Raw genomic sequence first — 21,955 nt, forward strand, 5'->3', positions numbered from 1 at the left:
TGGCGTTGAAGATGTTGTGCGCGCACTTGATGAACTCGGCCTCGGCCGGGTTGGTGAAGGTGCGCAGCTCGCCGCCGAAGGGGGAGAGCAGCTCGCGCAGCCGCTCCACGGTCTGGGGGTCGCGGCTGGCGATGATGGTCATCCACGGGTTGGCGAAGTCCTCGGCCGCGGAGACCGCGCGCAGGAACTCCGGGTTCGACGCCAGCCCGAAGCCCTCGTTGGCGACCATGCCGGAGTTCTCCTCCAGGGTGGTCTTGACCAGGCCCTCGGTGGTGCCCGGGGGCACGGTCGAGCGCACCACGACGGTGTGCCGGGCGGCCGAGCCGGCCAGCGCCTTGCCCACCGAGGCGGTGCCCGCGCTGAACGCCGACAGGTCGTAGCGGTGCCCCTCGTGCGGGGTCGGCAGCGTCAGGAAGATGAAGGACTCGGGCTCGCCGGCCAGGTCGATCTCGGTGCGCACGTCGAGCCCGCGCGCGGCCAGCTCGGCGACCCGCGGCGGCGCGATGTCGATGAACGTCACCTTGTGGCCGGCGGCGAGGAAGCCCTCCCCCGTTGCCGCGCCGACCACACCCGAACCGACGATGAAGATCCGCGAAGACTCCACAGGACACCTCTCACATGCTGGAACGCCGGCCACCGGGGAGCCGGACACGAACTTGAAGCTTCAGTCAGCTGGAACTCGAGGCGGCCGCAACTCTGCAGGCCGCAGGCGTGGCTGGATCAGGCAGCGTTGATCAACCTGACGACGTGCATCAGACGATCCCCCGCGCCATCACTTCAACCATGTAGCTTCAACGCTGAAGTAAAGCTAGCGGTTACGCGATCAAGGAAACAAGCGGGGTGTGCGGTCAGTCACTTCAACCATGAAGTAAAATCCCGCCCCCATCGGGCTACACTCCGCGCCGTGGAGACCATGCAGCAGGCGCCCTGGCTGTCCGAGGAGGAGCTGCCCACCTGGCTTGCGCTGGTCGGCGTACTGATCAAGCTCCCGGCGGCGCTCGACGAGCAGCTGCAGCGCGACGCCGGGATGAACCACTTCGAGCACTGGGCGCTCATGGGCCTGTCCATGCACGAGGGCCACACCATGCGGATGAGCGAGCTCGCGGTGCTCACGAACGGTTCGCTCTCGCGCCTGTCCCAGGTGATCTCCCGGCTCGAGAAGCGCGGCTACGTGCGGCGCGAGACCGACCCCACCGACGGCCGCTGCACCCTGGCGATCCTCACCGACGCCGGCCTGCAGAAGCTGCACGACACCGCCCCCGGGCACGCGGAGGCGGTCCGGCGCCTCGTCTTCGACCCGCTGACCAAGGCGCAGGCGCGTCAGCTCCGCGAGATCCTCCACCGCATCATCCGGACGATCGTTCCCGACCTGCCCGAGGGGGAGCCGGACATCCGTTCCCTCCGCTCGAAGATCGGCTGCTAGCCCCGCGTCGTTGCCCCCGGGGCGCCGTGCCGGCCAGCGGGGGCGCTGACGCCAGCATGGTGGCCATGCTGCCGCGTTGCGCCAGTATGGCCACCTTGCTGTCATCCGGCGGCCCCCCGCACGGCAGCACGGCGGGCTCCCCGGAGCGCCGGCAGCGACGGTTGCAGAACGAGGCGATGCAACCAACGGAACCAGGCGGGATGGGGGTCCGGGGGCGAGCCCCCGGCCTGGGGGTCTGGGGGCGGGGCCCCCAGAAGGCACGCAACGCCCGACCCGGCGAGCGCACTCCGCGAGCAGGCGTCGCCTGAGGGTGGAGCTGAGGGGAATCGAACCCCTGACCTACTCGATGCGAACGAGTCGCGCTACCAACTGCGCCACAGCCCCGTGTCCGCCTCGCGGGCGGACGGGAAAAACCTTAGCAGGGGGTCATTCGCCGGCTGCACGGCGGTAGCCCGGGCGGGCGGGGCCCTCGAGGTCGTACTGCTCCGGGTCGTCCTCGTCGGCCTCGACGAGCGAGGTGCCGGCGGGGAGCGCCGGCGGCGGGGCCGGGCGCAGGCGCGGGAGCGCAGGCTCGGCCGGTTCGGGCTCGCGGTCCGGGGTGTGCCGTTCGCGCGGCGCCGCGCCGGTTGCGATGGTGCGCTGCGGCTCCTCGTCGTCGCGGTGGCCGTCGTCGCGGTGGCCGTCGTCGCGGTGGCCGTCGTCGCGGTGGCCGTCGTCGGCGGCGTCCTGGTCGTCCCAGTCGTCGTAGTGCTCGTCGTCCTGGGCCGCCGCGTAGCGGTCCTCGCGGCGCGTGAGGTCGCGGCCGCGGCGGGCCCACGCGTCGAGCTCGGGGTCGTCGGCGGCGGCGGTGCGGCGGGTGCCTGCCATGCGGGCGGCCCGGCGCTCGCGGATGGCCTCTTCGAGGCGGACCTGACGGCGCAGGTAGACGAGGTAGCTGACGAGCGCGATGTCGACGGCGGCGTGGGCCCACCACATCCCGGTGATGGCGACGGCGGCTATCACGCCGGTGACGAGCGCGACGATCAGCATCGCGAGCACGACCCGTTGCCGGAATGCGTAGCGTCTGCGGGCGGCTTGCGCGGCCGCCTCCGGGTCGAATCCGCCGCGGCCGGGGCGGTAGCGGGGCGCCGGCGGTTCCCAGCGACCGTCGTCGCGCTCGTCGGCCGCGTGGGTGAAGAGATCGTCGCGGTCGTCGCCGGTGTCCTCGTCGGCGTCGTCGAGGACGTCGTCGTGGGCGTCCTCCACGGGTTCGTCTGCGCGTCCCGTCTCGTCCATCCCGTCCACCTCCCGTTCGCGGCCCGTGGCCGGACCCCGCCGTGGCCGGTCGAGCACGCGCCCCGACAGGGCGGCGACGCTCGGTCGTGCCACTTCCTGCCGGCGCCGTGCGACGGCCGGGACGAGGATCAGAAGCCAGAGCACGACCAGGCTCGCGAAGATCATCGAGCTCGGCACGGCTGCCTCCTACCCCTCCCCCGCGGCGCAGTCCGGGGCGACCCGGATCTCCCCGATCAAGATCGCTCCCGCGGGTCCACGGTAGTGAGCACCGCCGGGTGATAGCGGCAGCGACGCGCCGACGCGCCGAGGTTCACTCCTACGCCGGTGCGCCGTGGACGCGTTCCGCCCGCCCGGCCGCGACCAGCCGCCCGGTCAGCCCACCGGGGCGGACCTCGTCGGCCGTGAGGGCGAAGCATGCGTGGTCGCGCCATCCGCCGTCGACGTCGAGGTAGCGGCGGAAGAGCCCCTCTTCGCGGAACCCGAGCTTCTCCAGGACGCGCAGGCTGGCGGCGTTCTCCGGGCGGACGGTCGCCTCGACGCGGTGCAGGCCGACCCGGCTGAAGCAGTGGTCCACGACGAGCGCGACGGCCGCGGTGATCACGCCTCCGCCCGCGACGGACGAGTCCACCCAGTACCCGACGTAGGCCGACAGCAGCGGTTCGCGCACGACGTTGCCGACCATGACGTGCCCGACGAAGCGGTCGTCCAGCGTCACGGCGAACGGGAGCGCCGTGCCGCGCCGCCCGGCGGCACGCAGCTGCAACCAGCGGGCAGGCCACTCGCCCGGCGCGTGCCGCTCCGCCCAGCTCCCGGGCATGGTTGGTTCCCACGGCGCGAGGTACTGCTCGTCGCGGATGCGGATCGCGGACCACGCCCCGCCGTCGCGCAGCCGGACCGGGCGCAGCGCGACCACGCCCGCGCGGACGCGCAGCGGGCCGAGCCGGGTGGGCCAGCCGGGATGGCGGGCGGACGTCCGTCCGGGGTACGCGTGCGCCATCCCCGGCCCTCAGTGGGGCGCGGGGAGGAACGCGACGGTGACCTCTTCGTCCACGGTGGCCTCCGTGAGGTCCTCGGGGAGGACGATCAGGCCGTTGGCCTCGCCGATGGAGGACAGCAGGTGCGTGCCGGAGGTGCCGAGGGGTTGCACGAGGTAGTCGCCGGTGGCCTGCTCGCGCAGCAGCCTGCCGCGCACGTACCCCCGCCGTCCCTTCATCGAGGTGACGGGTGAGGTGAGCCGCGCTGTGATCATGCGCCGGTACGGGTCGGTGCGGCCGAGCGCGAGGCGCACGAGCGGGCGCACCATCACCTCGAACAGCAGCAGCGCGGTGGCCGGGTACGCGGGGAACAGGAAGGTCGGCACGGCGTCCGGCCCGAGGCGACCGAACGCCTGCGTGGAGCCGGGGTGCATGGCGACGCGGGTGGTGTCGAGGTCGCCGAGCCCGACGAGGGCGGACTGGATCTCGGCGCCCGCGGCTCCCCCGACCGCACCGCAGACCACGATCACGTCGCTGAACGGGAGCCGGTCCTGCATCGCGGTGCAGACCTCGCGGGCGTCACCGCGGACCAGCCCGGCCCTGGCCGTGTCGGCGCCCGCCTCCCGCGCAGCGGCGGTGAGGGCGTGCGAGCAGACGTCGGCGATCTGCCCGGCGCCGGGGGTGCGGGCGAGCTCCACGAGCTCGTCGCCCACCGAGATCACCGAGACGCGGGGCTTCGGGTGCACGAGCACCTTCTCGCGGCCGGCCGCGGCGAGCATGGCCACCTGCGCCGCGCCGATCACGGTGTCGCGGCGCACGGCGACGTCGCCCGGCTGCACGTCCTCACCGATCCGCCGGACGAAGGCCGCCGAGGGCACGCCCTGGTGCACATCGAGGCGGGCGGTGCCGGCGTCGGTGTTCGCGACCGGCACGACGGCGTCGGCGAGCGTCGGCAGCGGGGCACCGGCCGCGACCCGGACCGCCTGGCCGGGCTGCAGGCGCAGCGGCTGGCGGGAGCCCGCCGGGATCTCACCGACGACGGGCAGGGACGCCGGCTCGCTCACCGATGCGCCCGCGAGGTCGACGCTGCGCACCGCGTAGCCGTCGATCGCGGCCTGGTCGAAGCCGGGGAGCGGTCGCGAGGAGACGACCTCTTCTGCGCAGCGCAGCCCGTGGGCGTCCGAGATCGCGACGCGGACCGGCGCGGGGCGCACCGCGGTCGCGAGGATCCGCTCGAGCTGCTCGTCGACGGTTCGCACTAGTGCCCCCGACCGGAGGTCCGGTGTGTGTATCGGCGGATCCAGGTTTCCGCCGGGTGTGCCGACGGGCCGGCCTCGTACCGGGCGTACTCGGCCGGCTCGCCGCTGCGCCCAGCGGGAAGCTGGGCCGTCGAGACGCGTGCTGGTCCTTCGGTCGGGGGCACGTGACTAGCTCTCCAGGCGGGCGGCCAGCCAGGCACGCAGGTCGGGGCCGATCTCCGGGTCGGCGAGCGCGAAGTCGACGTACGCGCGCGCGTACCCAGCGGGGTTGCCCAGGTCGTGGCGGTGGCCGCGGTGCACGACGACGTGCACCGGGTGGCCCTCGCTGATCAGCATGGCAACGGCGTCGGTGAGCTGCAGCTCGCCGCCCGCTCCCGGCTCGATCCGGTCGATCGCGTCGAAGACGGCGCGGTCGAGCAGGTAGCGCCCGGCGGCGGCGAACGTGGACGGCGCCCGCTCCGGCGCGGGCTTCTCGACCATGCCGTGCACGCGCTTGACGTCCGCGTCGTCGGTGTCCTCGACCTCGAAGACGCCGTACGCCGAGATCTCCTCGCGCGGCACGTCGAACGCGCAGAGCACGCTGCCGCCGTAGCGCTCGCGGGCCTGCGCCATCTTGCCGAGGACGCCGTTCGGCAGCACGAGGTCGTCGGGCAGCAGCACGGCGAAGGCCTGCTCGTCGGGACCGATCGCGTCGCGCGCGCACCCGACGGCGTGGCCGAGCCCCCGCGGCTCCTCCTGGGTGACGGTGCGCACCGCGATCAGCTCGTGAGCGCGCCGCACCTTCGCGACCAGTTCGTCCTTGCCGCGGGCGGCGAGCTCCTTCTCCAGCTCGGAGGAATCGGCGAAGTACGCGGCCACCGCGTCCTTGCCGGGCGAGCTGACGATCAGCAGCTGTTCTGCGCCCGCCTCTGCCGCCTCGGCGGCGACGAGCTCGATTCCCGGTGTGTCGACGACCGGAAGCAGTTCCTTCGGTACGGCCTTGGTGGTCGGCAGAAAGCGGGTGCCCAGGCCGGCGGCTGGAACAACCGCGGAGCGGAACGGCGACTTCCCGGGCACGTCTTCGCTCATGGCCGGAGCCTAATGGCGAGAGTAGGGTCGATGTGTGACGGGACGCGCCGTTCTCGCCGAGAAGACCCGGTGGCGTACCGCGCTCGTGTCAGCCCGGCGGGCCCTTTCGGCCGACGAACGGGCGGAGCGGGCGGCCGCGTTGGCCGCCGCGGCGGTGGACGTGGCCACCGCCACCGGGGGCCCGGTGTGCGCGTACCTCCCGGTCGGGTCGGAGCCGGGGTCCCCCGAGCTGGTGGCGGCCCTGCACGAGGCGGGGCACGAGGTCCTGCTGCCCGTCGTGCCCGCCGATCCGGGGCCGCTCGACTGGGCCGCCTATACCGGCCCCGGGTCCCTGGGCGCGGGTCCGCTCGGGCTGCGCGAACCCACCGGTCCGCGCCTCGGACCGGACGCGATCACGCGCGCGCGTCTCGTGCTGGTGCCGGGGCTCGCCGCCGACCGGCGCGGTGTGCGGCTGGGACGAGGCGCGGGCTACTACGACCGCACGCTGCGGCTCGCTTCCCCGGACGTGCCGATCATCATCGTGCTGAACGACGAGGAGCTGGTGGAGCGGCTGCCCGCCGAACCGCACGACCGGCCGGTCACGGGCGCCCTGCTCACCGGAGCGGGCCTCGTCACGCTGGGGAACAACCGCCGGCCCTGACGGGTTATGCTGGCACTCAAACTGTTCGAGTGCCAGCTCGTTCGTGTGTGCCTCCGGAGGGACACGTGCCGACCTACCAATACGCCTGCACCGCCTGCGACCACCGGTTCGACGCCGTGCAGTCCTTCACCGACGCGTCGCTCACCGAGTGCCCGGCGTGCTCGGGCCCCCTGCGCAAGGTCTTCTCCTCGGTCGGGATCGTGTTCAAGGGCAGCGGCTTCTACCGCACCGACAGCCGCTCCGGCGGCGGTGGCGTCACCGCGAAGAACGACTCGGGCAAGAGCGACTCGAGCAAGAGCGAGTCGGGCTCGTCGAGCAGCAACGGCTCGAAGGACAGCTCCTCGTCGAGCTCGTCCAGCTCGTCGTCGAGCACGCCCGCGGCCGCGGCGTCCTAGCACTTCCGCCGCGCCTGCGCCGCACGCCGTTCCCGTTCAGGAGTGCTCAGCAGGGCCCCGCATCTCGGAACCCCGGAGTGGAGCCCTCTCCGCGACAACCCATCCACATCGTCCCCGGGTTGTCCACAGGTTGACCGGCGCCGCCCCACCGACGTCACCGCCGACCTAGCGTCGGCCCCATGACCGACTCCCGGCTCGCGCCCCGGCCGTTCTCCCGGCTCGGGGCGCTCGTCGTCGGCCCGAGTTGGCGCCGGATGGTGCTCCTGCGCCGGGCCGCAGCTGCGGTGTTGGCCGCGCTCGCGCTGGTGCTGGCCCTCGCTCCCGCGCCCGGATCCGGCGGGGTGCCCGTCGTCGTCACCGTCGGCGACGTCGCGGCAGGCTCCACCCTCCGCCCGGGCGACCTCACCGTGCGCCACTGGCCCGCCGAGCTCGTGCCCGGCGGCGCGCTCCCCGACCCGGCCGGCGCCGAGGGGCGGGGGGACGTCGGCGCCGCCCGGGCGGGCGAGCCGATCACCGACACGCGCCTCGCCGGCCCGGCCGCCGCCCTCGGTGCCCCGGCGGGCGCGGCCGCCGTGCCCGTCCGGCTGGCCGACGCCGGCGCCGCCGCGCTCCTGGTCCCGGGCAACGCGGTCGACGTCGTCACGGTCGGTGGGTCGAGCGGCGAGCCCGTCGTGCTGGCCACGGCCGCCGCCGTGCTCGCCGTCCTCCCGCCCGACTCCCCGTCGTCCGGGCGGTTGGTGCTGGTGGCGATGCCGTCCGCGATCGCCGCGCGGGTGGCGGCCGCATCGCTCACCGAACAGGTGGCCGTTACCCTCCGCTGACGTGTTCAAGGGATTCAAGGACTTCATCCTCCGCGGCAACGTGGTCGACCTGGCCGTCGCCGTCGTCATCGGTGCGGCGTTCGGCACGATCGTCACGTCGTTCACCCAGCGGATCCTGCAACCGCTCATCAACGCGATCACCCCGCCGGAGAGCCCCGGGTTCGGCGTCCAGGTCGTCCCCGGCAAGGAGAGCACCTACGTCGACGTCGCCTCGGTGATCTCGGCGGCGATCAACTTCCTCATCGTCGCCGCGGTCGTCTACTTCCTGATCGTGCTCCCCCTGAACCACCTCAAGGAACGCCGCAAGCGCGGAGAGGAGACGGGGCCCGCGGAAGCCACGGACGTCGAACTGCTCACCGAGATCCGCGACCTGCTGCGCGCGCAGTACGAGAGGGCCGGAGAGCGTCAGCCATAGACGAACACGCCCGATCCCCTGATCAGCGGGAAGGCGGCAGGAGCTGCACCGCGAGAGTGTTGCCGAATCGCCGCTGCGGCTGGTGATCACGCGTGGCGATCCGCTGCGGTGGGCGCGCCGTGCCCGAGCGGTCGCGGCCTGCCACCCGCCTCGTCCTGGCCTGGGCGTGTTCACTCCGGCGTGCCCCTGCGTCGGGGACGGCCGCCCGCGCAACCTCAGTGTCAGGGTTGGTGTGGCCGTTGATCGTCAACGGTCAGGGTCCGGCCCCGATCACGTGGTGATGATAGCGTCAGCCCTTGATCACCCGGATCGGCTGATCACCGGCCCCGTCCGAGCCCCAGGACGTGCCCGCCGGAACCCATGATCGACGGGATCGTGACCTGAGCCGCACCCCTGCGGCTCATGTCCCGATCCAGCCGATCACGCTGCTCCCCGGGCCACGAGCCGCGGTCGATCTGGCACCCGCTAGTCCTGATCGTGGTGCGGTGGCCGGTTCGCCAGCAGCTCGGCGTCGCCCGCGTGCGGGTCCGGCCGGTCGTCGCGCTCGTCGGACGTGGTGCTGGGCAGCACGTCGCCGAACACCTCGTCCAGCATGCGACGCACCCGGTCCGGTAGTTCCTGCACCCCACCATCCTGCACCGGTGCCACCATGAGACGCATGGGACTCACGGACAAGGCCAAGCAGCTCACCGACGCCGCCCTGCTCAAGGCCGGTGAGCTGTCGGAGGTGGCGCGGGAGAAGGCGCCCGGGTACATCGACCGCGCCGCCGACCTGGCGGTGAAGGCCGCGGACGCCGCCGGGAGCGGGGTGGACCGGGCCACCGGCGGGCGCTACCACCACCGGATCGAGGAGTTCACGGCCAAGGTGGAGCACTCGCTGGACCGGCCGCGGGCCGCGGAGCCGCCCACCGTGGTCGTCGAGCCGGAGGAAGCGGCCGACGAGCCGATCACCCCGGCCACGACCAACCCCGACGCCACCGATCCGGAGGGCCCGCCGCCCACCCGGTGAGCGCGACCCCGGCTACTCGAGCCCGGACAGCTCCGAGATCACGTGCGAGACGAGCGGGGTGAGCGTGGCCATCCCGTCGCGCACCGCAGCGCGGGAGGGGGCCAGGTTGACCACGAGCGTGCTGCCCGAGACACCGACGAGCCCGCGCGACAGCCCGGCGTCGACGGCCCCCGCGGCGAGGCCGGATGCCCGGATGGCTTCCGCGATGCCGGGGATCGGCCGGTCGAGCACACCTGCGGTGGCATCGGCCGTGACGTCGCGCGGGGACACCCCGGTGCCGCCGACCGTCACCACGAGGTCGACGCCACCGATCACCGCGGTGTTGAGCGCGTTGCGGATCGCCACCGGGTCGCCGGGCACCACGACGACACCGTCGACGACGAGGCGCGCCTCCTCGAGCAGCTCGGTGACCAGCGGCCCGATCGAGTCCTCGCGTTCGCCGTGGCTCACCCGGTCGTCCACGACCACCACGAGGGCTCGACCGATCTGAGGCGGCGCCATCTCCATGATGCTCAACTTAGCGGGGGGCCCGGTGGCCCTTGGTCACCCGGTCCGGCGAACGCCGGGTCGCGCCGGCGCTGGGAGGGGGACCGGCGCCGACGCGACGGGCGCCCGGCGTGGGGCACCACAACCGGGACCATTGAACGAGACCAGAACGTGACGATCGCGTCAACAGCTGGCCACAACGATCGCCTGGTGGGGCGAAACCCGCATCAGTTCGGGGCCGCGGTGAGCGTGGCCTGCACCGTCCGGTCGCCGAGCTGCACCTCGACCACCTCGCCGGGCGCCCGCGAGCTCACGGCGGCCTGCAGGTCGGTGCCGGTGGAGATGCGCTGGTCGCCGAAGCGCAGCACGACGTCGCCCTCGTGGATGCCGGCCTGCTCGGCCGCGCCGCCGGGGGTGACGCCGCGGATGATCGCCCCGGCCTGCCGCGGGTCGTCGGCCACGGTGACGCCGAGAACGGCCCGGGACGCGCGTCCGGTGCGCTCGAGCTCCTCCGCGACGCGCCTGGCCTGGTTGATCGGGATCGAGAAGCCGACGCCGATCGACCCGCCCTGGGCGCCGGTGGTGGCGATCGCGGAGTTGATGCCGACGACCCTGCCCTCCATGTCCACGAGCGGGCCGCCGGAGTTGCCGGGGTTGATCGCGGCGTCGGTCTGCAGGGCGTTGAGCACGGTGGGCGTGTTGGCGCCGGTCTCCTCCCCGACGTTCACGGCCCGGTCGACGGCGCTGATGATGCCGGTGGTGACGGTGCCGCCCAGCCCGAGCGGCGCCCCGAACGCGACGACCTGCTGCCCGACGCGGACCGAGTCGGAGTTGCCCAGCTCCACCGGCGTGAGCCCGGACAGGTTCTGGGCGCGGATCACCGCGACGTCCGAGCTGGGATCCCGGCCCACGATCAGCGCGGCGGCCGTGGTGCCGTCCTGGAACACGGCGGTGACCGTTCCGGACTCGGCGGCCTCCTCCACGACGTGGTTGTTGGTGAGGAGCAGGCCGTCGGTGGAGAGGACCATCGCCGAGCCCTCGCCGGTGGCGGTGGGGCCCTCGACCCGCAGCTGCACGACGCTCGGCAGCACCCGCGCCGCCACCGCCTCGACCGGGGTGGTCGGTGCGGCCGCCTCGTCCGGGGACGGCAACGGCTCGCCGAGCACGCCGATGGACCCGCCCCGGCCGCTACCCGCGAGCGAGTGGCCGACGACGCCACCGATCGCCCCGGACAGCAGCATCGCGACCAGCGCGAGCGCGATCAAGGTGCCCCGGCGCGGCGAGGCGGAGCCGCCGCCGGGCGGGTCGGGGTAGTAGGCACCCGGAGGCGGGCCGTAGGCGGTGTTCTGCGGAGGGGGGTAGGCGTTCTGGGGTTGCGCGGGAGGCGGGCCGTAGTACCACGGGCTCTGCGCGGCCTGCGCCGACCACACGTCGGGTCGCGGCTCCGGCCACGCGCCCGGCCACGCCGCCGTCGGGGCGTACGCACCGTGCTCGGGCAGACCGCTCGCACGCCCCTGCCAGCCACCGGGTGCGGGGATCTCCACGGTGGCGCCGGCCCCCGGACCGGTGCCGTTCGATGCCGGAACCTCGGTGACCTGCCCCGGCTGCTGGACGTGGTGCACCTGGTCGCCGGGGCCAGGCGGCACCCCCTCGCCCGGTCCTCCCACAGCCCCGTCGTGGTGGTCGGAGGGGTGGTTCGCCATGCCATCACCGAATTCGCGTCAGGGGGACCTGCGGGCACCAGCCTAGCGACGCTCCCACCGGTTCAGCGATCTTCCGGGTCAGGTGAACAGCCGGTGTCCCGGCAGCCGCATCGCGAGCAGGGCACCGCCCTCCGGGGCGCGACCCGCCCACACGGCGCCGCCGTGCCGCACCGCGACCTGGCGGACGATCGCGAGCCCGAGCCCGGAGCCCGGCATGGTGCGTGACGTCGCAGCGCGGTAGAAGCGCTCGAACACCAGCGGCAGGTCCTCCTCGGCGATGCCCGGCCCTGCGTCGGCGACCTCGAGCACCATCGACCACTCGTCCACCGGCCGCATCTGCACCCGCACCCGCCCACCCGGCGGGCTCCACTTCGCCGCGTTGTCGAGCAGGTTGAGCACGGCGCGTTCGAGGGCCGTGGCATCCCCGGCGAGCGTCCACGGCACGAGCACCGGGTCGAACTCGACGTCGCCCGCTCGCCGCCGCGCCCGTTCGAGCGCCCGCGAGACGACCTCGGCGAGCTCGAGCGGCTCGTGCACGACCATCGGGGCGTCCTCGCGTGCCAGCTCGACGAGGTCACCGACCAGCGTCGACAGCTCCGCGACCTGGGCCTGCACGTCGTCGAGGATCTCGGCGCGCTCGGCGGCCGGGAGGTTCGGTGCGCCCGGCCTGCTCGCGGCGGCGAGCAGCTCCAGGTTCGTGCGCATCGAGGTGAGCGGGGTCCGCAGCTCGTGCCCGGCGTCCGCCACGAGCCGCCGTTGCTGTTCCTGGGAGGCCGCGAGCGCGCCGAGCATCTCGTTGAAGCTGGCGGTCAGCCGGGCGAGCTCGTCGGATCCCTCCACCGGGATCGGCCGCAGGTCCCCGGTGGCGGCGACGCGTTCGGTAGCGGCGGTGAGCCGGTCGACGGGACGCAGCCCGGCGCGCGCGATCGCCGCCCCCGCGATCGCCGCGATCACCACGCCGACCCCACCCACGATCGGCAGCGCGAAGCCGAGCTTCGTGAGCACCTGCTGCGTGGCGTCGAGCCGCTGGGCGATCACGAGCGCCTGGCCCGGCCCGGCCTGGACGGCCACCACCCGGTAGGGCACGCCGTCCTCGGTGGCCGTGCGCGCGGACGAGTGGACGTCGCCCTTGGCGACCTCGAGCTCGTCCTCGCCCAGCGGTGGGGCGGAGGCCGCACCTTCGGCCGAGATCGCCGGCCCGTTCGCGAGCAGCAGCGCGAGCCGGATGTCCCCCGCGCCGAGCACCTCGGTGGGGATCGTCGCGAGCTGCTGGGGGTCGGCGAGCTCGCTCTGCGCCGCAGCGGACGCGCGCTGGAGCAGGTTGGAGTCGAGCGTCTGCATGATGTTGACCCGCACGGTGACGAACGCGGCCACCGACACCAGCACCACCACCAGCGCCGCCACCAGCGCGGCGAGCACCCCGACGCGGGTGCGCAGCGAGACCTGGTTCAACGCCTCCAACCGGGTCGCCCCGTTCGATCTGCCGTGCTGCGGCGGCGCGGCGGGCCAGGTCACGGCGGCGTGTCGCGCAGGACGTACCCGACCCCCCGCACGGTGTGGATCAGCCGCGGCTCGCCGCCGGCCTCGGTCTTGCGCCGCAGGTAGCCGATGTAGACCTCCAGCGCGTTGCCGGTGGTCGGGAAGTCGTAACCCCAGACCTGTTCCAGGATCTGGGCGCGGGAGAGCACCCGGCGCGGGTTCGTGAGCAACAGCTCCAGCAGCGAGAACTCGGTGCGGGTGAGGCTGATCGGGCGGTCGCCGCGGCGGACCTCGCGGGTGTCCGGGTCCAGCGAGAGGTCGGCGAACTCGAGCGGCTTGGTCTGGCCTGCCGCAGCGGCGATGTCGTCCGGCGAGCGCCTGCGCAGCAGCGCACGCAGCCGGGCGAGCAGCTCCTCGAGCGCGAACGGCTTCGGCAGGTAGTCATCGGCGCCCGCATCGAGGCCCGCCACCCGGTCGGACACGGCGTCGCGGGCCGTGAGCACGAGGATCGGCAGTTCGTCACCGGCGGCGCGCATCCGCCGGCACACCTCCAGCCCGTCGAGGCGCGGCATCATCACATCGAGGACCATCGCGTCCGGGCGCTGCGCGAGCACGGCGTCGAGGGCCGCCTGGCCGTCGCTGGCGAGCTCGACCTGGTAGCCGTTGAAGGCCAATGAGCGACGCAACGACTCCCGGACGGACCGGTCGTCGTCCACGACGAGGATGCGCATGCGGTCAGTGTGTACGCGTGATCTGAGACGCGCCTGAGAGCTGGCTGTGGCGCGGGCAATGTTCCCCACGCGGGTGACCAGCGAATTCGGGCGCGCCCCGAGCCCGGCCGGGCTACCTTCTCCACATGCTGTGCTCACGGCGATTTCCGTGCCCCCGGCCGCGGTGCGGCCGCGCGGGCACCGACGCATCCGTCTGATCCGCGCGCCGGGGCGGCCGGGGGTGGGCCCACCCGCCACCACCCGTGAGGATCGCCGTGCCCGCCATCCTGTCCCCCGATCACGTCGCCGCCGCACTCGCGCTGCGCGACCTGTCCGACCCCGCCCACGGGACGCACGCCGTCGGGCTCCTGCTCGATGCCGCCGTCGACGCGCTCGCCACCCGCTGGGGCAGCACCGTGCGGGTGCTGCGTTCGTCCCCCGTCGTCGCCGTCGAGGACAACTACGACCGCCTCGGCTACCCGGCGTCGGCGATCACCCGCGAGGCCCGCTACTCGCGCTACCTCGGCGACACGGTCATGTTGCGCAGCCACACCACTGCCGGCGTGCCCCCTGCGCTGCGTGCCATCGCCGCCGAGCCGGACCCACCCGCCGACGTGCTGCTCGTACTGCCCGGGCTGGTCTACCGGCGCGACGTCGTGGACCGCATGCACGTCGGCGAGCCGCACCAGGTCGACCTGTGGCGCATCACGCGGGGGGACGTCGACCTGCAGGACCTGGTCGACACGCTCGTCGCGGCCGTCCTACCCGGCGCCCGCCTGCGCACCGTGCCCGCCCGGCACCCGTACACCGAGCAGGGCCGCCAGGTGGACGTCCGCGTCGGCGACGACTGGGTCGAGCTCGCCGAGTGCGGGCCGGCCGCGCCGCACGTGCTGGCCGCGGCGGGGCTGGACCCGGGCCACTGGCGCGGCCTCGCCATCGGCATGGGGCTCGACCGCGCCGTGATGCTGCGCAAGGGGGTTCCGGACATCAGGTTGCTCCGCGCCGCCGACCCCCGGATCGCGGAGCAGATGCTGGACCTCGCGCCCTGGCGCCCGGTCTCGATGTTGCCGGCCGTCCGGCGCGATCTCTCGATCGTCGCCGCGGCGGCCGTCGACGACGAGCTGCTCGGCGACCGCGCCCGCGCCGCCCTCGGTTCCGACGTCGGTGTGCTGGAGAGCCTCACCGTGCTCGCCCGCACACCCCACGAGCAGCTCCCCGCGCCGGCCCGGGCCCGCCTCGGGACCGAGCCCGGACAGGTGAACCTGCTGCTGCGGCTCGTCCTGCGCCCGCTGGACCGGACCCTCACCGACGCCGAGGCCAACGCCGTGCGGGACCGCGTCTACGCCGGGCTGCACGAGGGCGCGCACCACGAGTGGGCCACGTTGCCGGATCGGCAACGTTCCTCGCCATGACCGCACGGGCACGTGCACCGTGGCGGCATGGACGATGTCGACGAGATCCCGGAGGTCGAGGCGCTGCTGTGCGAGCAGGTGCTCGGCACCAGCCGCCACGGCCTCGAGGGCGTGATCGTTCCGAGGTGAGGATCGGCGCCCGCTACCGCGCCCACTCCGTCAGCACGTCCTGCGCGTCACCTACGACGCGGGCGTGGAAGGCCGGGTCGACGGGCCCGTCCGGGTGCAGGTCGACGTTCACGCAGAAGGCTCCGGCCGCCCGGGCCGTCGGCGCCAGCCAGGACGCCGGCGCCACGCGGCCGGACGTGCCGACCGCGAGGAAGAGGTCGCACGCCGACACCAGCCGCCGCGCCGCCCCGAGCGCCTCCGGGTCGAGCATCTCGCCGAACAGGACGACGGCCGGTCGCGCCGGTTCGGTGCACTGCCCGCACTGCGGGGGCTCGGCGCGCCGCGCCTCGTCCGCGGGGCCGGTCCAGCCGCAGAAGTCGTCGTCGAGGCAGCGGGCCCGGCCTGCCGACCCGTGCAGCTCGACGACGTCGACCGAGCCGGCGGCCTGGTGCAGCCCGTCGACGTTCTGCGTGATCACCGACGCCCCCGCGGACGCGAGCGCGCGGTGCGCGGGCGTCGGCCCGGCCGCCGCGGCCGTGCTCCACATGCCGCCCCAGACCTCCCAGAGCGCATCGACGTTGCCGGGCAGCAGGTGGGCGTGCATCGCCCGCTCCATCTCCGGCGAGAGCGTCCACAGCCCGTCCGGGCCGCGGAACGTCCCGAGCCCGGCCGCCACGCTGATCCCCGCGCCGGTGAGCGCACAGATCCGCGTGAACCGTTCCCGCGGGGCGATCTCGACGAGGCTGGTGACGTCCACAACGTCCCACACTAGGGTCCCGACTCGGAAGTTCGGTGCGTGTATCGGCGAATCCGCGCTCAGCGTGGAGCTGGACCGTCGAGGTACGTGGGGGACCTCCGACTCGGGACCAGATGCGCGGCGCGGCGAACGCGTCGGCAGAGCAGCAGCTGTCCGGGAGTGCCCCGCGCTGCGCTGCCACGACGGGTGACTGCACCCCGCCGTCGCGGTCCCCGGCGGCCTCGGTCTCACCCGATGCGCGTCACCCGGTCGGGCACCTCCCTGCGTAGACTCCTCGGGGTGGACGTGCCGAATCGGCAGGTCGCCGCGGCGTTCGTCGAGCTCGCCGACACACTCAGCGACGCTTTCGACCTCTCCGCCTACGCGGACCTGCTCAGCAGCCACACCGTCGACCTGCTGGGCGCGCGGGCCGCAGGCATCCTCCTGGCCGACCCGGCCGAGACCCCGGGCAGCGCCACGCCCGACCAGCTGAGCCTCCTCCTGGACTCCCGTGCGCTGAAGATCCACGAAGGCGCGGGCTTCGAGTGCTTCGCCACCGGTTTGCCGGTGCGCTGCCACGACCTCGCCGCCGCGGATGCGCGCTGGCCCGGGTACGCCCCCGCGGCGCGCGCCGCCGGGTTCGGCTCGGTCTACGCGTTCCCGCTGCAGCGACGAGTACGCGGTGTCGGCGCCCTCGAGGTGTTCGCCGCCGGCCGCGTGGGGCTCGGTGACGACGACATCGCCCTCGGCCAGGCACTGGCCGACGTGGCCGCCACCGGAATCGTCAACGAACGCACCTCCCGCTCCCACGACATCCTGATCAACCAGCTCCAGACCGCGCTGGACAGCAGGGTCGCGATCGAGCAGGCCAAAGGCGTCCTCGCCGGGTTGCACGAGATCGACGTGGACGAAGCGTTCACGGCGCTGCGCCACTACGCGCGCAGCCACAACCGGCGGCTGCTCGACGTGGCGCGCACCGTGATCACGTCCAGGACCATGGCCGCCGAGGTGCTCACCGCCCAGCGACCCCGGCGCCTCGACGCGCAGACCCACCTCCGCTGAGCCGCCGACGGTCGCTCCGGCGCCCGCCCACGGCAACCGCCCCGCTAGGATCGGCCCGCAAGCCCTCGTAGCTCAGGGGATAGAGCACCGCTCTCCTAAAGCGGGTGTCGCAGGTTCGAATCCTGCCGGGGGCACGCAGGTCAGCAGCTCGGGCCGCTGATCAGGTTCTCCGCTGGGGAGCCATCCGGGGAGCGAGAGGTGCTCGCTTCGCTCCCATGCCGCGCAAGCGGACCCGCCAGCGCGGCGAGATCGAGGCCAGGGCCAGCGGCTCACTGCGGGTCCGCGTGTACGCCGGCGTCGACGCCCTCACCGGGCGCCCGCACTACCTCACGGAGTCCGTGCCTGCCGGGCCGAAGGCCTACGCCGAAGCGGAGGAGATCCGCCGCCGCCTCGGCAACCAGGTCGACGAACAGCGCAACCCGCGCACGAAGGCCACGGTCAACCAGCTCATGGACCGCTACCTCGAACTCCTCGACGTCGAGGAGACGACCCACGAGCGCTACGAGCAGGCCATCCGCATCCACATCCGCCCGCTCCTCGGCCACCTGCCGGTGGCGAAGCTCGACGGCGAAACCCTCACGCCCACCAAGCGATCCTGCGCCGTTGCCGGACCCACTGCGACGGCCGGCCACACATCGAGCACGCGGCCGACGGCCCGCACGACTGCTCGCCCGCGTGCAAGCCCCACGTCTGCCGGCCGCTCGCGACGTCGTCCATTCGGAAGGTGCATTTCTGCTTGAGCGGCGGCGCTCGCGCGGGCCGTCCGCTGGCGATGGATCACCGTCAACCCACTGGACCAGGCGGAGCCTCCCCGCGGGTCCAGGTCCGACCCAGACCCGCCAACCGCCGAACAGGCAGCCGCGATCCTCAACGCCGCGTTCCCGGACGTCATGTGGGGCTGCCTGTTGTGGCTCGCCATGACGACCGGCGCGCGACGTGGGGAGCTGTGCGCGATGCGCTGAGACCCGGGTCGACCTGGATCGCGCCGTCCTGACGATCCGGACCAGCATCGCCCAGAAGGGCACCCACACCTGGGAGAAGGACACCAAGACCCATCAGCAACGCCGCATCGCGCTCGACGACAACACGGTCTCCCTACTCCGGGCCTACCGGGAGCAATGCGAGCAGGACGCTGCCGCCGCCGGCCTCACGGTTGCCCCCAACGGTCGGCTGTTCTCGGCAGCCGTCGACCACAGCACATGGCTCCGGCCGTCCTCGGTCTCCAACCGCTACGCGCGGATGTGCGCCCGGCTCGGCTGGGACATGAACCTCCACCAGCTTCGCCACTACTCGGCGACAGAGCTGATCGCCGCCGGCGTCGACGTGCGGACAGTGGCCGGCCGCCTCGGGCCATGGCGGCGGAGGCTCAACAACGCTTCGCGCATACACAGCATGGGTGGCCCGACCAACGGGCGATGAAGGCGCCAGGCGTCCGCAGGCCCATTCCGCCGATCAGCAGCGAGGGCAGCCTCGGCTCCACCGATGGATCAGAGCAGCCAGCTCCAGACAGCCCGTACCAGAGGATCGCCACCGACCTCCGTGCGGCGATTGCCTGCGGGGCACTCACAACAGGCGACCCCTTGCCCACTATCGACACCCTGCGTGAGCGCTACAAGGTCGCTGCCGGCACGGCGAACTGTGCCGTCGCAGTGCTAAAGGCAGAGGGTCTAGTTGCGGCCAGCCGCGGAAAGCGAGCGGTAGTAGCCGATCCGTCTCACCTCGAAGATCAGGGTTCTTCCGGTCCGCGTAGGCTCGGCCGTCCCGGTCCGTAGGCTCGGCCGTCCCGGTCCGTAGGCTCGGCCGTCCCGGTCCGTAGGCTCGGCCGTCCCGGTCCGTCTCGCATCCCTTCCTGCCCGCGACACGCCTGGACCGGATCGACGCTCAGAAGTCGACGACGAGGTAGCGGATGTTCGCTTGCTGGCCGGCGATGATGTCGGTTTCGGTGCGCACCGTCAGCGGGAGGTCGTTGAGGGCGCACGCGAGCGCTAGTGCATACAGCGACCCGTAGTTGGCGTGCCCAATTGGGAGTTGGAAGTAGTTCTCCAATGGCTCGATGGGGACGGACCTTAATCGGATGAAGCAGTTGTCCTTACGTACGCACAGTCGTTCGACGCGCCCTGTCGCGTTGTGTGCCATTGCTGCGCTCCTACTCGGCTCAGTGTGTCAGGATTGCGTGGAGAACCGGCGTTCGCCACTCCGGCGGCAATCCCAGATCGAATGTGCGGGTTCGGCGCAGTTGTCGACGGACCGACGCGATGTGCTCTGCGGCGCTGGGTGCGGCGGCGAGCACGATGCCCTCCATCGTTGCGAGAAGTGGGCGCAGATGATTGAGATAACTGGTGCGGCCGAATACGAATCGGACGTAGTTCTGCAGCTGGATCTGTAGCCTGTGGCGAAGCGAAGGGCTCTCGACAACGAGTTCTGCGAGGACGGAGGAGTCGTAAAGGTTGAAGCTTCGCGCCCGGGGCAGGATCTGATCCAGGCCCCACGGGATGAATTTGAGGTTTACGTCACCGACCCCGGGGTTGGCAACGGCTTGGACGTCGTTATACACGAGGGCGTTGTTGAGGGCGTTGCTATGCCCGTCCCAGTGCCGCAGCAGGATCTCCATCGCGAGGAACCGCACGAACTGTGGAGTGTCGATGACGAGTCCGATGCCATCCGCGCCTGCTGTGGCCAGAGTCTGCGCGGCTAGCCGCAGGTCCTTTCCGTCCTCAAACGCGGAGAAGCCCTCGAAACCTAGGCGGCCACTGTCAACGAAGTCCTCCGTGAGGTCTTCCTTTTCGAACTCGTACAGGTTGCCCGGCAACGTTGCCCTTGGAATTTCGTCGAATGTAAGGCTCCTTCACGGGCTCAATGTTGACGTAGAGACCCATCGGGTCACCGTTCACGCGAAGCTGGGCGAAGTTGCAGCGGGAGTACGGCAGTCCGGCGAGCTGAAAGAGCGCGAAGCCTAGTGGCTGTCGGATGAAGGAGTCGTCCTGGCGACAGTTGCTCAACGTAATGTACTTCGTGCCTATCAGATTTTCTGCCACGGCCTCGCTTGCGGCGCTGAACTTGCCGAAGTTGAGCGCAAGTGACGGCTTGCTTTTGCTGTACGATCCAGCGTACGAGCGCTTCTTGATGCCGACCGAATCTAAGATATGCGGTCCGCCGCCCGGAAACGCGGACCCGACCAGCGTGACGCATGAGGCCTCATACCAGTCGTACCGATCGCCGGTGTACGAGTGGGCGCACCTGCCCCCGTGCGGCTCGGCTCGCCGCAGCGCGTGCCAGTCTGTTTCCGGCATCTCGACACGGATATCGATGAGGTTGTTGATGGCGAAGAATTGCTCGGAGAGCGCCTCGTGGCTCACGTGTCCACGGTCTACCCCGGCGATGCTCGACGCAAGCCCCTACTTGGCTCTGTACCACCCTGCTAATCGCCTTAGAGGGAGCCGTCGGGACGTACGCACGTCAGGGGCGCTGACCTGCGTCCTGACCGCAACGATCATAAGTGCCGCTCGCCGCCCCGGCGAAACTCTCCGGCTCAGTCGGGCGTCAGTGAAGGCCGGTGCAGCTCTTCAATGCTCCGATTTTGGTGCCGTACATATAGATCAGCGCGGTGAAGACCGTGGCCTGGTCAGCGCCGTCGAGTCCGTCGAACATCCTGGCCACATCGTTCTCAATCAAGTCGTCCGCGCTGAGCGTACGCAGATTGAAGATCCGTACCGCGATGTCGTGCAGCTCGTCACTGATCATGATCGGTGTGATCTGCCGCAGGTCGTAGCGGGAGGTGAACGTGCGGTCGACGAGGTCTGCCGGGTAGCGGCGCAGCATGATCTGCACGCCGGTGTTGACCACGTGCACCATCACGGTCGGCCCCATCCGCATCTGCTCGATCATGGCGAGTAGCTCGTCGAGGGTGGCCACGTCCTCCTCGATGCTGATCGCGGTGTTGATGTCCAAGTCCAGCGTTCCATCGCCTCGCGGATGTTCTCCAGCACTTGCCCCGGGTTGAGCAGGATCCGGTCACCGTCGCGCAGGCTGGCCCGCGAGTTGTAGGCGTCGAGGACCTCCCGCGCCTCTTCACTCGTCGATTCCGCTGGCTGTTCCTGTCCGCGTCGGGTCCAGCGTCGCAACCACTCGCTCATGCCCCACCCCTGAGTTGTTCGAACGGCCACCGGGCCGGCCGACACTGGGGAAGCGCCAGCCCTCGGCAGTCGTGTAGGTGCCTGGTCGTGCTCGCGGGGTCGACGCTAGGACGGCAAGGGGCGTCCGCGTGGTGAAACCAGGAAAATCGCGCCGGAACCTGGCCTCTGACCTGCGCCGTCGTCGACCGATTGGGGTCAACCGGCGGTGTCGGCGAACAGGTCGAGCTGCTCGCCCGCCTGCTCCTGGAGCGGGGGGTCAGCGCGGTGTCGATGAGCTTATCCAGCTCGCGCTGGGCGGCGACCTGGCGGCTGTCGGCGCTCAGCCAGGCCGGGCATCGGATCCGTAGTTGAGACGCCGATGCCCACATGTCCGGCGACCTGGCCCATCAATGGATCGACTGGCGCCGGACCGGTCACTGCACGCACCTGTCGGCAGCAGTTCGTGGACCAACCGGTGGACCGAGATCAGCTGCTGGCTCAGCTCTCGCGGGGTCGTCTGAAGAGCAGCCCACGCATCGAACGTCAACTGGCCGCTCAGGTGGACTACGTCCGCACCCGGTCACCGTTCTATCGGCAGCTCTATGCGGGTCTGCCCGAGCGGGTCGAGGACCCGCGGCTGTTGCCGGTCACCGGCAAGGCGGCGTTGATGGACCGGTTCGACGACTGGGTCACCGACCCCGCCGTGACCCTGCAACGGGTGCAGGCGTTCGTCGCCGATCCCGCCCCACGCCGGATGCTCGGCCGCGACCGTGCAGAGCTTGAACGCCGCCGCCCAAGCTGGACGTGAGCTCGCGTCGGGCACCCGCCGCTGCCGGTCGAGTCCCGTGGGGTCGGCGCGGTCGCACAC

27 protein-coding genes and 2 tRNA genes are annotated in these 21,955 nt (G+C 72.1%); 13 read left to right on the top strand and 16 right to left on the bottom strand.

All coding sequences use genetic code 11. The features are described 5' to 3' along the window. The coding region (locus ABEA81_RS41490; RefSeq protein ID WP_345613413.1) for a 2-dehydropantoate 2-reductase N-terminal domain-containing protein at nt 1-604 on the bottom strand (604 nt) is incomplete at its 3' end. Between the two features lie 309 nt (nt 605-913). On the opposite strand from ABEA81_RS41490, the gene ABEA81_RS41495 reads away from it, so the two are divergent. Next, complete coding sequence (locus ABEA81_RS41495; protein ID WP_345613467.1) at nt 914-1,423, top strand: MarR family winged helix-turn-helix transcriptional regulator; 510 nt, start codon at nt 914-916, stop codon at nt 1,421-1,423. A gap of 311 nt (nt 1,424-1,734) precedes the next feature. Here ABEA81_RS41495 and ABEA81_RS41500 read toward each other — a convergent pair. From ABEA81_RS41500 to ABEA81_RS41520, 5 genes are all read right to left on the bottom strand, one after another. Further along, nucleotides 1,735-1,807, bottom strand: a tRNA-Ala gene (locus ABEA81_RS41500). Between the two features lie 42 nt (nt 1,808-1,849). After that, nucleotides 1,850-2,875 carry a divisome protein SepX/GlpR gene (gene sepX / locus ABEA81_RS41505; RefSeq protein WP_345613415.1) on the bottom strand — a complete coding sequence of 342 codons (1,026 nt, stop codon included), beginning with the start codon at nt 2,873-2,875 and terminating at the stop codon, nt 1,850-1,852. Between the two features lie 139 nt (nt 2,876-3,014). Beyond that, on the bottom strand, nt 3,015-3,695 hold the full coding sequence (locus ABEA81_RS41510) for a GNAT family N-acetyltransferase (protein ID WP_345613417.1): 681 nt from the start codon (nt 3,693-3,695) through the stop codon (nt 3,015-3,017). Nucleotides 3,696-3,704: 9 nt separating this feature from the next. Then, nucleotides 3,705-4,931: a molybdotransferase-like divisome protein Glp gene (gene glp, locus ABEA81_RS41515; protein WP_345613419.1), complete on the bottom strand. Its 1,227-nt coding sequence runs from the start codon at nt 4,929-4,931 to the stop codon at nt 3,705-3,707. A gap of 168 nt (nt 4,932-5,099) precedes the next feature. Further along, a complete protein-coding gene (locus ABEA81_RS41520) occupies nt 5,100-5,999 on the bottom strand; it encodes a UTP--glucose-1-phosphate uridylyltransferase (RefSeq protein WP_345613421.1) in 900 nt (299 codons plus the stop codon). A 34-nt stretch (nt 6,000-6,033) separates the two neighbouring features. Here ABEA81_RS41520 and ABEA81_RS41525 point away from each other — a divergent pair, with 34 nt between their 5' ends. From ABEA81_RS41525 to mscL, 4 genes are all read left to right on the top strand, one after another. Continuing rightward, nucleotides 6,034-6,639, top strand: a complete 606-nt coding sequence (locus tag ABEA81_RS41525; RefSeq protein WP_345613423.1) for a 5-formyltetrahydrofolate cyclo-ligase — start codon at nt 6,034-6,036, stop codon at nt 6,637-6,639. A 65-nt stretch (nt 6,640-6,704) separates the two neighbouring features. Continuing rightward, nucleotides 6,705-7,034 carry an FmdB family zinc ribbon protein gene (locus ABEA81_RS41530; RefSeq protein WP_345613425.1) on the top strand — a complete coding sequence of 110 codons (330 nt, stop codon included), beginning with the start codon at nt 6,705-6,707 and terminating at the stop codon, nt 7,032-7,034. Nucleotides 7,035-7,213: 179 nt separating this feature from the next. Further along, nucleotides 7,214-7,855, top strand: a complete 642-nt coding sequence (locus ABEA81_RS41535; protein WP_345613427.1) for an SAF domain-containing protein — start codon at nt 7,214-7,216, stop codon at nt 7,853-7,855. A 1-nt stretch (nt 7,856) separates the two neighbouring features. Beyond that, entirely contained in the window at nt 7,857-8,270 is a 414-nt protein-coding gene (gene mscL / locus ABEA81_RS41540; protein ID WP_345613429.1) for a large conductance mechanosensitive channel protein MscL, read from the top strand. A gap of 465 nt (nt 8,271-8,735) precedes the next feature. Here mscL and ABEA81_RS41545 read toward each other — a convergent pair whose 3' ends face one another. Then, on the bottom strand, nt 8,736-8,909 hold the full coding sequence (locus ABEA81_RS41545) for a hypothetical protein (protein ID WP_345613431.1): 174 nt from the start codon (nt 8,907-8,909) through the stop codon (nt 8,736-8,738). Nucleotides 8,910-8,928: 19 nt separating this feature from the next. On the opposite strand from ABEA81_RS41545, the gene ABEA81_RS41550 reads away from it, so the two are divergent. Next, complete coding sequence (locus ABEA81_RS41550) at nt 8,929-9,279, top strand: hypothetical protein (protein WP_345613433.1); 351 nt, start codon at nt 8,929-8,931, stop codon at nt 9,277-9,279. Nucleotides 9,280-9,291: 12 nt separating this feature from the next. Here ABEA81_RS41550 and ABEA81_RS41555 read toward each other — a convergent pair whose 3' ends face one another. From ABEA81_RS41555 to ABEA81_RS41570, 4 genes are all read right to left on the bottom strand, one after another. Next, a complete protein-coding gene (locus ABEA81_RS41555; RefSeq protein WP_425570881.1) occupies nt 9,292-9,780 on the bottom strand; it encodes a MogA/MoaB family molybdenum cofactor biosynthesis protein in 489 nt (162 codons plus the stop codon). 212 nt (nt 9,781-9,992) lie between these two features. Next, nucleotides 9,993-11,468, bottom strand: coding sequence for a trypsin-like peptidase domain-containing protein (locus ABEA81_RS41560; RefSeq protein WP_345613437.1), 1,476 nt, complete (start codon nt 11,466-11,468; stop codon nt 9,993-9,995). Nucleotides 11,469-11,546: 78 nt separating this feature from the next. Further along, nucleotides 11,547-12,929 carry a HAMP domain-containing sensor histidine kinase gene (locus ABEA81_RS41565; protein WP_425570882.1) on the bottom strand — a complete coding sequence of 461 codons (1,383 nt, stop codon included), beginning with the start codon at nt 12,927-12,929 and terminating at the stop codon, nt 11,547-11,549. A gap of 50 nt (nt 12,930-12,979) precedes the next feature. Next, complete coding sequence (locus tag ABEA81_RS41570) at nt 12,980-13,678, bottom strand: response regulator transcription factor (protein WP_345613441.1); 699 nt, start codon at nt 13,676-13,678, stop codon at nt 12,980-12,982. A 254-nt stretch (nt 13,679-13,932) separates the two neighbouring features. On the opposite strand from ABEA81_RS41570, the gene srmL reads away from it, so the two are divergent. Beyond that, nucleotides 13,933-15,069 carry a PheS-related mystery ligase SrmL gene (gene srmL, locus ABEA81_RS41575; RefSeq protein ID WP_345613443.1) on the top strand — a complete coding sequence of 379 codons (1,137 nt, stop codon included), beginning with the start codon at nt 13,933-13,935 and terminating at the stop codon, nt 15,067-15,069. A 142-nt stretch (nt 15,070-15,211) separates the two neighbouring features. Here the strand turns inward: srmL and ABEA81_RS41580 are convergent, their stop codons facing one another. After that, complete coding sequence (locus ABEA81_RS41580) at nt 15,212-15,934, bottom strand: SIR2 family NAD-dependent protein deacylase (RefSeq protein ID WP_345613445.1); 723 nt, start codon at nt 15,932-15,934, stop codon at nt 15,212-15,214. A 279-nt stretch (nt 15,935-16,213) separates the two neighbouring features. Between ABEA81_RS41580 and ABEA81_RS41585 the strand changes: the two genes are divergently transcribed. From ABEA81_RS41585 to ABEA81_RS41605, 5 genes are all read left to right on the top strand, one after another. Continuing rightward, nucleotides 16,214-16,975, top strand: a complete 762-nt coding sequence (locus ABEA81_RS41585) for a GAF and ANTAR domain-containing protein (protein WP_345613447.1) — start codon at nt 16,214-16,216, stop codon at nt 16,973-16,975. Nucleotides 16,976-17,036: 61 nt separating this feature from the next. Then, nucleotides 17,037-17,109 (top strand) — tRNA-Arg (locus ABEA81_RS41590). An 81-nt stretch (nt 17,110-17,190) separates the two neighbouring features. Beyond that, nucleotides 17,191-17,715 (top strand): tyrosine-type recombinase/integrase, encoded by a 525-nt coding sequence (locus ABEA81_RS41595; RefSeq protein WP_345613450.1) that lies wholly within the window; start codon nt 17,191-17,193, stop codon nt 17,713-17,715. A 196-nt stretch (nt 17,716-17,911) separates the two neighbouring features. Next, nucleotides 17,912-18,394 carry a tyrosine-type recombinase/integrase gene (locus ABEA81_RS41600; RefSeq protein WP_345613452.1) on the top strand — a complete coding sequence of 161 codons (483 nt, stop codon included), beginning with the start codon at nt 17,912-17,914 and terminating at the stop codon, nt 18,392-18,394. Then, nucleotides 18,391-18,747, top strand: a complete 357-nt coding sequence (locus tag ABEA81_RS41605; RefSeq protein WP_345613454.1) for a GntR family transcriptional regulator — start codon at nt 18,391-18,393, stop codon at nt 18,745-18,747. Before ABEA81_RS41600 ends, ABEA81_RS41605 begins: the two co-directional genes overlap by 4 nt. Before the next feature lie 109 nt (nt 18,748-18,856). Here the strand turns inward: ABEA81_RS41605 and ABEA81_RS41610 are convergent, their stop codons facing one another. From ABEA81_RS41610 to ABEA81_RS41625, 4 genes are all read right to left on the bottom strand, one after another. Then, complete coding sequence (locus ABEA81_RS41610; protein WP_345613456.1) at nt 18,857-19,111, bottom strand: hypothetical protein; 255 nt, start codon at nt 19,109-19,111, stop codon at nt 18,857-18,859. Nucleotides 19,112-19,130: 19 nt separating this feature from the next. Next, nucleotides 19,131-19,784, bottom strand: a complete 654-nt coding sequence (locus ABEA81_RS41615) for a CotH kinase family protein (protein ID WP_345613459.1) — start codon at nt 19,782-19,784, stop codon at nt 19,131-19,133. Continuing rightward, the gene (locus ABEA81_RS41620) at nt 19,729-20,331 is read right to left on the bottom strand and encodes a CotH kinase family protein (protein ID WP_345613461.1); all 603 of its coding nucleotides are present in this window, start codon (nt 20,329-20,331) and stop codon (nt 19,729-19,731) included. Before ABEA81_RS41620 ends, ABEA81_RS41615 begins: the two co-directional genes overlap by 56 nt. A 184-nt stretch (nt 20,332-20,515) precedes the next feature. Further along, the gene (locus ABEA81_RS41625; protein WP_345613463.1) at nt 20,516-20,923 is read right to left on the bottom strand and encodes a hypothetical protein; all 408 of its coding nucleotides are present in this window, start codon (nt 20,921-20,923) and stop codon (nt 20,516-20,518) included. Nucleotides 20,924-21,562: 639 nt separating this feature from the next. Here ABEA81_RS41625 and ABEA81_RS41630 point away from each other — a divergent pair. Further along, nucleotides 21,563-21,895, top strand: coding sequence for a hypothetical protein (locus ABEA81_RS41630; protein ID WP_345613465.1), 333 nt, complete (start codon nt 21,563-21,565; stop codon nt 21,893-21,895). The last annotated feature ends 60 nt before the right edge of the window (nt 21,896-21,955 follow it).

The organism is Pseudonocardia adelaidensis (genome assembly GCF_039543345.1).
In the GTDB taxonomy this organism is placed as follows: Bacteria; Actinomycetota; Actinomycetes; order Mycobacteriales; family Pseudonocardiaceae; genus Pseudonocardia; species Pseudonocardia adelaidensis.